The organism is Shewanella sp. 10N.7 (assembly GCF_020806285.1).
In the GTDB taxonomy this organism is placed as follows: domain Bacteria; phylum Pseudomonadota; class Gammaproteobacteria; order Enterobacterales; family Shewanellaceae; genus Shewanella; species Shewanella electrodiphila.
In genome coordinates this window covers 110890-119147 of the sequence record NZ_JAJGZS010000015.1, presented here as the reverse complement: position 1 = coordinate 119147, position 8258 = coordinate 110890, and the positions used below count along the sequence as shown (strand labels likewise).

At 41.2% G+C, this 8258-nt stretch carries 6 protein-coding genes; all 6 read left to right on the top strand.

The genetic code is table 11. The features are described from left to right. Positions 1 to 893: 893 nt before the first annotated feature. The 6 genes from LMH66_RS11315 (at position 894) to LMH66_RS11290 (ending at position 8216) form a co-directional block, all read left to right on the top strand. Positions 894 to 1139 carry an OadG family protein gene (locus LMH66_RS11315; protein ID WP_102529597.1) on the top strand — a complete coding sequence of 82 codons (246 nt, stop codon included), beginning with the start codon at positions 894 to 896 and terminating at the stop codon, positions 1137 to 1139. Positions 1140 to 1155: 16 nt separating this feature from the next. Beyond that, a complete protein-coding gene (gene oadA / locus LMH66_RS11310; RefSeq protein WP_102529596.1) occupies positions 1156 to 2949 on the top strand; it encodes a sodium-extruding oxaloacetate decarboxylase subunit alpha in 1794 nt (597 codons plus the stop codon). Positions 2950 to 2957: 8 nt separating this feature from the next. Then, positions 2958 to 4088, top strand: coding sequence for a sodium ion-translocating decarboxylase subunit beta (locus LMH66_RS11305; RefSeq protein ID WP_229370123.1), 1131 nt, complete (start codon positions 2958 to 2960; stop codon positions 4086 to 4088). Positions 4089 to 4997: 909 nt separating this feature from the next. After that, entirely contained in the window at positions 4998 to 6296 is a 1299-nt protein-coding gene (locus LMH66_RS11300; RefSeq protein WP_229370130.1) for a CmpA/NrtA family ABC transporter substrate-binding protein, read from the top strand. Between the two features lie 140 nt (positions 6297 to 6436). Further along, positions 6437 to 7357: an ABC transporter permease gene (locus LMH66_RS11295; protein ID WP_229370128.1), complete on the top strand. Its 921-nt coding sequence runs from the start codon at positions 6437 to 6439 to the stop codon at positions 7355 to 7357. A 16-nt stretch (positions 7358 to 7373) separates the two neighbouring features. Beyond that, positions 7374 to 8216 carry an ABC transporter ATP-binding protein gene (locus tag LMH66_RS11290; protein WP_102526511.1) on the top strand — a complete coding sequence of 281 codons (843 nt, stop codon included), beginning with the start codon at positions 7374 to 7376 and terminating at the stop codon, positions 8214 to 8216. The last annotated feature ends 42 nt before the right edge of the window (positions 8217 to 8258 follow it).

Genomic DNA, 8258 nt, shown 5'->3' with positions numbered 1-8258 from the left:
AGTACCTGGCTACGAACCAGGCGGTCGGAGGTTCGAATCCTCCCATCCGCACCATGATAAAGAGAATGCCCTGTAGATTACTACAGGGCATTTTTTTTACGTTTAATTTATGCTTTATGACTTGGTTGACACAGATTTATCAGTACTATCTGTTATCACTCGTTACATTGCCATATAAGCTGTTATTAACAGATAATCACAAGATCAAAACTTTCACGTTCCACCTTTCACTTTCAATATTCTAAAGTCCCAAAACTCCTCTCATAATTTCAATCTGTTCTAGTTAACTGAACTACATAATCAATTTTTTAAAGCCACTCTCTGAAGGATTTGTTTGATTCACTAGAATAGTTCGCTGCTAACAAAGCCAATCTGGTTATAAACTTCATAAATAGTCACCTTCTAGGGCTAAAATTGGCATATTTATGCTTTTGAGCATTCATGCACAGCATTGGGGCGATTGGTTGTTCTTATTCTTGATATCTCTTTTTATATAGAAGTGGTCATAATCTTGTCATTTTTGCGATAAAACCCTCGAAATTGAATAATATTCAATATTACTGTGAATATTTTATAGAATTATCACATAGTGAGGTTTAATTTTATTATTTTTGGTCTGACCAATTTACAGTGTGTTGGATTAATTGTTATAAATTAGTTATATTTTTCGTCGATGAAGAATCTGATATAACTAAATTAGATAGTTTCAGCTCTTTTTTATAATCTGAAATTGGTTAATATTGATTGAATATTTATTCTATGTGGTACTTAAATGATGTGTACTGCATGAAAATGGTGCAACACTGATAGGCTATGTAATTTCATCGGCTTTACGCAATCGAAATGGATCCTATGTGCAATCACTGATTGAACATTAAGACAAGAGAGGATGTATGACTTCAATATCTGAGCAGTTATTTGACGCCCTAGGTGTGATGATAATGGGGATGGGCTTAGTATTCATATTTTTGAGTATGCTAATTGTCGGTATTAAAATCGTCGCCAGATTATGCAAGTCAGAGATTCAACCTACCGTTGCCTATGCGCCAGCACCTGTCGCAGCTTCAGCAACAACACTTGATCCTAAGTTAGTAGCAGCCATTACCTCTGCTATTCATCAGTATCGTGCAAAAGATTAACAGTTTAGGAGTATTTATGAGCAAGCCTTTAGCGTTAACAGATGTAGTATTACGAGACGCCCATCAGTCTATTCTTGCAACACGCCTGCGTTTAGACGATATGTTACCTATCGCTCCTTTACTGGATAAAGTTGGTTTTTGGTCTTTAGAATCTTGGGGTGGTGCAACATTTGATTCTTGTATCCGTTATTTAGGCGAAGATCCTTGGGATCGAATTCGCGAATTGAAAAAAGTGATGCCAAATACACCACAGCAGATGCTACTGCGTGGCCAAAATTTATTAGGTTACCGTCACTATGCTGATGACGTAGTGACGCGCTTCGTTGAGCGCGCACATACAAATGGCGTTGACGTTTTCCGTGTTTTTGATGCGATGAACGATGTACGAAATCTAGAGACTGCAGTAAAAGCGGTTAAACAGGTCGGCGGTCATGCCCAAGGTACGATTTCATTTACCACTAGCCCAGTTCACACTGTTGATACTTGGGTTTCAATGGCGAAAAACCTCGAAGATTTAGGGTGTGACTCGTTATGTATTAAGGACATGGCTGGTTTACTTAAACCAATGGAAGCTTATGACCTTATTAGCCGTTTGAAATCACAAACTGATTTAACGGTATCAATGCATTGTCATGCTACAACGGGTTTAAGTACTGCAACGTACCAAAAAGCCATCGAAGCTGGTATTGATGTTCTTGATACTGCGATTTCTTCTATGAGCCAAACTTATGGTCATTCAGCAACTGAAACACTGGTGGCAATGGCAGAAGATAATGGCCGCTCAACGGGTTATGACATGGCGACCCTTGAAGAGATTGCTGCATATTTCAGAGATGTACGTAAAAAATATGCACGTTTTGAAGGTGCGCTTAAAGGCATTGATTCTCGTATCTTGCGTGCACAAGTGCCAGGTGGCATGTTAACTAACATGGAAAACCAGCTTAAAGAGCAGGGCGCTGCTGACAAGATGGATGAAGTATTAGAAGAAATCCCACGAGTACGTGAAGATCTTGGCTTCTTACCTCTAGTTACACCAACCTCACAAATTGTCGGCACACAGTCAGTTATTAATGTCCTGATGGGTGAACGTTATAAAACACTCGCAAAAGAAACAGAAGGCGTATTAAAAGGTGAGTACGGCGCAACACCAGCCCCTGTTAACGCTGAACTACAAGCTAGAGTACTAAATGGCGCAGAAGCGATTACATGTCGTCCTGCCGATCTTATCGAGCCTGAACTTGAAAAACTACGTACCGAGTTAAGCGACATCGCTAAGAAAGATGGTTTTAGTTTAGCGACTGAAACTGATGACGATGTGATGACGTATGCATTATTCAACCAAATCGGCCTGCAGTTTTTATCTAACCGTGGTAATCCAGATGCATTTGAGCCAGTCCCAAGTGCTGATGATATGGCTGTACCTGCTGCGAAAACAGAGAAAGGCCCTGAAACGTACACTGTTAATGTTCAGGGGCAAAATTTTGTCGTTGAAGTGAGTGAGGGTGGCGATATAAGCCAAATTGTTCCTGCAACCACTGAAGCGGGCTCACAAGCGCCTGCACCATTAGCGCCACATGCTCCTGTCAGCAATACAATCAAAACCACGATGAATGCGCCATTATCTGGCAATATTTTCAAAGTCTTGGTTAATGATGGCGATCAAGTCAATGAAGGTGATGTCATCATCATCCTTGAAGCAATGAAAATGGAAACAGAAGTGCGTGCAGAAACTGCGGGTATCATTCGTAATATATCAGTTAAGCAAGGTGATGCAGTTACAGTTGGTTCGCCACTGTTAGCATTAGCGTAGGAGATAGCATGGAAGGATTAATGGCCTTTTGGTCTGAGACGGGTATTGCTAACTTCGCACCTGATCAAATATTTATGATGGCAATTGGAGGCTTATTACTTTTCCTTGCCATTTCTAAAGGTTTTGAGCCGCTATTATTAGTACCGATTGGTTTTGGTGCCATTTTAGCGAATATTCCAAATGCAGGTTTTACCGACGAAGGTGGTTTGCTTTGGTATGCCTACCATGTGGGAATTGAAACGGGGATTTTCCCGCTATTGATTTTCATGGGCGTAGGTGCACTGACAGATTTTGGTGCATTGATTGCTAACCCGAAGACCTTGTTATTGGGCGCAGCTGCGCAGTTTGGCATTTTTGCTACCTTGCTAGGTGCGATTGCACTGAACCTAGTGCCAGGCTTTGAATTTTCCATGCAAGATGCGGCTGCTATTGCCATCATTGGTGGTGCAGATGGTCCGACAGCTATTTTCTTAGCCTCGAAGCTTGCGCCAGACTTATTAGGTGCGATTGCGGTTGCTGCATACTCTTATATGGCTTTAGTACCATTAATTCAGCCACCGATTATGCGTCTATTAACCAGCGAATCAGAGCGTACCATTAAGATGGAGCAGCTTCGTGAGGTCAGTAAGAAAGAAAAAATCATCTTCCCACTGATGGTGGTCGGTATGACAATTCTGTTCTTACCAGCAGCAACACCACTAGTAGGTATGTTTTGTTTAGGTAACTTAATGCGTGAATGTGGCGTGGTTGATAGACTTTCAAGCACTGCACAGAATGAGTTAATTAACGTTGTGACGATTTTCCTTGGTTTAGCAGTGGGCTCAAAACTGCAAGCTGAAGAATTCCTGCGCATCGAAACTTTAGGCATTTTAGTCTTAGGCGCTGTTGCTTTCAGTATTGGTACTGCGGCAGGTGTGATGATGGCTAAATTGATGTCTAAGTTATCTGGCGGCAAGATAAACCCATTAATTGGTGCAGCGGGCGTATCTGCGGTTCCTATGGCAGCGCGTGTTGTAAACAAGGTAGGTCTTGAGGCTAATCAGCAAAACTTCTTACTGATGCACGCTATGGGGCCTAACGTTGCTGGTGTTCTAGGTAGCGCTGTGGCTGCGGGTGTATTACTTGCAGTATTAGGCTAATCGTTATCAAATGTAGCGACAAGTAAACGCGAGTAATCGAATGAAGCCACTGACTAACAGTGGCTTTTTTATTGGCTTAAAATTGTTATTGCACTGATGCATGCCATTAAGGTGTTAGACCATCCCATCCTGCTCAAATCTATTCCACCTCGTTTCAACAAACTAAGTCTCATTAAGCCTAGTCTCATTAAACCTACTCCCAACAAACTAAGTCTCATTAAACCTAGTCTCAACAAACTAAGTCTCATTAAATCTAATCTCAACAAGCTAAGTCTCATTAAACCTACTCCCAACAAACTAAGTCTCATTAAACCTACTCTCAACAAACTAAGTCTCATTAAACCTAGTCTCAACAAGCTAAGTCTCATTAAACCTAGTCTCATTAAATTTAATCTCAGCAAACTAAGTCTCATTCAACCTCATGCCATTTATTCAAAAGTGATTTTTTCGTTTCAATAAAATGTTGCACCTCTTTAGGGGGATACTTTGCTGTTTAAGTACCCATTTAGGTGCGATTGAACTTATGTTGCACTGAATTGGTATCACCCTTTATGAGTACTACCAGTACTTAATTTATAAACTTGTTTTAAAACATAACCTTAAAAGGTTGGCACGGTTGCTGAATAGTATTTATCAACAATTCGAGTTTTCAGTAGTGCTCATAAGTCGCATTTGTCGTTGGTTATTTAATCGATTGTCTGTGTTGTGAGCCTTGAAAGAGATAAATTAATTTAAGCAAAGGCGCTTAATTATTCCTTAGGGAGTAGTTGGCGCCTTTTTTGTTTTCCCTATTTCAAACTTAGTTTTTGACTTAACTTTTTTAAATTTAACAAGGATAGAAAGATGAATTGGAAAAAAGCACTTAAACATACTCTATTGGCTGTGTCGTTTACGGCAGTCGCTCCTGCTATGGCAGAGGTCGGCTTTCCTGAAAAAGAAGAGTTAACGTTCGGTTTTATCAAATTAACCGATATGGCACCGATTGCGATTGCTTATGAAAATGGTTACTTCGAAGAAGAAGGTTTATATGTGACCATCGAAGCACAAGCTAACTGGAAGGTGCTATTAGATGGTGTTATCGATGGACGATTAGATGGCGCACATATGTTGGCAGGGCAACCAATAGCAGCCACGATTGGTTATGGCACTAAAGCTCACATCATCACGCCTTTTTCGATGGACTTAAATGGTAATGCGATTACGGTTTCAAATGATATTTGGAGCAAGATGAAACCCAATATTGCCAAAGATAGTGAAGGGAAACCCGTTCACCCTATTAAAGCTGATGCGTTAAAACCAGTGGTAGAGGAATACACTGAAGCGGGTAAGCCATTTAAAATGGGTATGGTATTTCCTGTCTCAACTCATAACTACGAATTACGTTATTGGTTAGCAGCAGGTGGTATCCACCCTGGTTACTATGCGCCTCATAAAGGTGATACTTCAGGTCAGTTAGATGCCCAAGCATTTTTATCAGTGACGCCACCACCACAGATGCCTTCAACCCTTGAAGCGGGCACGATTTATGGCTACTGCGTGGGTGAGCCATGGAACCAACAAGCCGTGTTTAAAGGTATTGGGGTGCCAGTGGTTACCGATTACGAGATTTGGAAAAATAACCCTGAGAAAGTCTTTGGTATAACAGCTGAATTTGCAGAAAAATACCCTAACACAACAATTCGATTAACCCGTGCTCTGATCAAAGCGGCGAAATGGTTAGATGATAACAACAATGCTAACCGTCCTGCTGCAGTTAAGATTTTGTCACAGTCAAACTATGTTGGTGCCGATTACGATGTGATTGCCAATAGCATGACAGGTACCTTTGAATACGAAAAAGGTGATAAGCGTTCAGTACCTGATTTCAATGTGTTCTTCCGCTACAACGCAACTTATCCATATTACTCTGATGCGATTTGGTATTTGACTCAAATGCGCCGTTGGGGACAAATCTCAGATGACAAGCCTGATGCTTGGTACAAAGATGTTGCTGCAAAAGTTTATCGTCCTGATATCTACGCTAAAGCTGCACAGTCTCTGATTGATGATAAGACCATCGAAGCTAAGCACTTCCCTGATTTTGCAACGGAAACGGGATTCAAAAAACCACAGCAGCACTTCATTGATGACATCGTTTATGACGGTAGTGCGCCTAATGATTATTTAAGCAAATTCGCTATTGGCTTAAAGCAGGGCGACAAACTCTAGATGATGTATTCGTAAGCAAGTTGAGTCATCAACTTGCTTACGTTTAGCGCGGAGTTAAGGAACACATTATGACAACCATTACACGCTTAACCGATCGATTAATACTCGATAAAAGTAAATTGACCTCTTTAGTCTCTTGGATGGCTCAAGCCAGTAAAGCATTGCTACTGCCTGTCATTGGCATCACGGTTTTTTTAGTGATTTGGTCAATTGCTGCAAATAGCATTAATACCTCGTTAGGTAAATTCCCAGGTCCTGTTGCCGTGGCAGAACAGTTTGGGGCTTTATATCAAGAGCATAATGCTGAAAGAGTGAAAGCCGAGGCCTTTTATGAGCGTCAAGACAAGCGAAATGCTGCACGATTAGAAGTTGACCCTAGCTATGTTATGAAAGTCAGAGCATACACAGGTAAAGAAACCTTTGTTGACCAGATTTTTACAAGTCTAGTGACAGTGATGTCAGGCTTTATCTTGGCTGCTGCTATTGCGATTCCAATGGGAATTTGGATGGGCTTGAGTCCAACGCTAAATGCAGCACTGAATCCGATAGTGCAAATTTTTAAGCCTGTATCGCCATTAGCCTGGTTACCTTTGGTGACCATGGTTGTCAGTGCGCTGTATGTATCGCCAGATCCTATGGTGTCTAAATCGTTTATTAATTCTTTACTCACGGTCACTTTATGTAGTTTGTGGCCAATGATGATTAATACTTCTCTTGGTGTAGCCAATATTGACTCTGATTTAGTGAACGTGAGTCGTGTACTGCGTTTATCTCCGTTGACCCATGTACAGAAAATTGTGTTACCGGCTTCGATTCCACTCATCTTTACGGGTATGCGCTTATCGCTTGGCGTTGCTTGGATGGTATTGATTGCGGCAGAAATGCTGGCACAAAACCCTGGGCTAGGTAAGTTCGTTTGGGATGAGTTTCAAAATGGTAGTTCAGAGTCTTTGGCACGTATTATGGCTGCCGTGGTGGTTATTGGTCTAATTGGTTTTTTACTCGACCGAGGAGTGCTGGCGTTACAACGTTGGTTCTCGTGGGATAAAACCAAGTCATGAATGAGAGGAAAATCTAATGAGCACTTTTTTAGACATAAGTAACATTGATATGGATTTCCCTACACCTAAAGGGCCATTTAAAGCGCTTAAGGAAGTGAACCTTAAAATCAATAAAGGCGAGTTCGTGTCACTGATTGGTCACTCAGGTTGCGGTAAGTCTACGGTACTGAACATTGTCGCGGGTTTATACCAGGCAACCAAAGGTGGCGTGATTTTAAATAGCACAGAAGTTGCAGAACCAGGGCCAGAACGTGCCGTTGTGTTTCAGAACCACTCATTGCTGCCTTGGTTAACCTCATATCAAAATGTTGAGTTAGCCGTAAAGCAGGTGTTTAAGAATAAAAAATCCAAAGCAGAAATGAAAGATTGGATTGAATACAACTTGAAACTGGTTCATATGGACCATGCGATGCATAAGTTACCCAGCGAAATATCAGGTGGTATGAAACAACGTGTTGGTATTGCTAGAGCACTGGCAATGGAGCCTGAGGTGCTGCTGATGGATGAGCCTTTTGGGGCACTTGATGCGTTAACCAGAGCCCATATGCAAGACTCGTTGATGGAGATTCAGAATGAGCTCAATAACACGGTCATTATGATCACCCATGACGTTGATGAAGCGGTGTTGCTGTCAGACAAAATTGTCATGATGACCAATGGCCCTGCGGCAACAGTAGGCGAAATTTTAGACGTAAATTTACCTCGTCCTAGAGAGCGTTTAGCACTCGCAGAGGATAAAGATTATAACCATTTAAGAGCTGAGGTACTGAAGTTCTTATACGAAAAACAACGCAAAGTTGAGAATATAAATATTAGCAATTCATCAATTAGTAATGATGAAACTGCTAATGTTGGCTAAGATTATTCTGATGGATAAGCTTTAAATACAATAAGGGAAATA

Excerpts from the sequence above, each read along its gene's own strand:
- LMH66_RS11290 (WP_102526511.1), top strand. The coding sequence starts at position 7,374 with ATGAGCACTTTTTTAGACATAAGTAACATTGATATGGATTTCCCTACA.
- LMH66_RS11315 (WP_102529597.1), top strand. The coding sequence starts at position 894 with ATGACTTCAATATCTGAGCAGTTATTTGACGCCCTAGGTGTGATGATA.
- LMH66_RS11295 (WP_229370128.1), top strand. The coding sequence starts at position 6,437 with ATGGCTCAAGCCAGTAAAGCATTGCTACTGCCTGTCATTGGCATCACG.
- LMH66_RS11300 (WP_229370130.1), top strand. The coding sequence starts at position 4,998 with ATGGCAGAGGTCGGCTTTCCTGAAAAAGAAGAGTTAACGTTCGGTTTT.
- LMH66_RS11305 (WP_229370123.1), top strand. The coding sequence starts at position 2,958 with ATGGAAGGATTAATGGCCTTTTGGTCTGAGACGGGTATTGCTAACTTC.
- oadA (WP_102529596.1), top strand. The coding sequence starts at position 1,156 with ATGAGCAAGCCTTTAGCGTTAACAGATGTAGTATTACGAGACGCCCAT.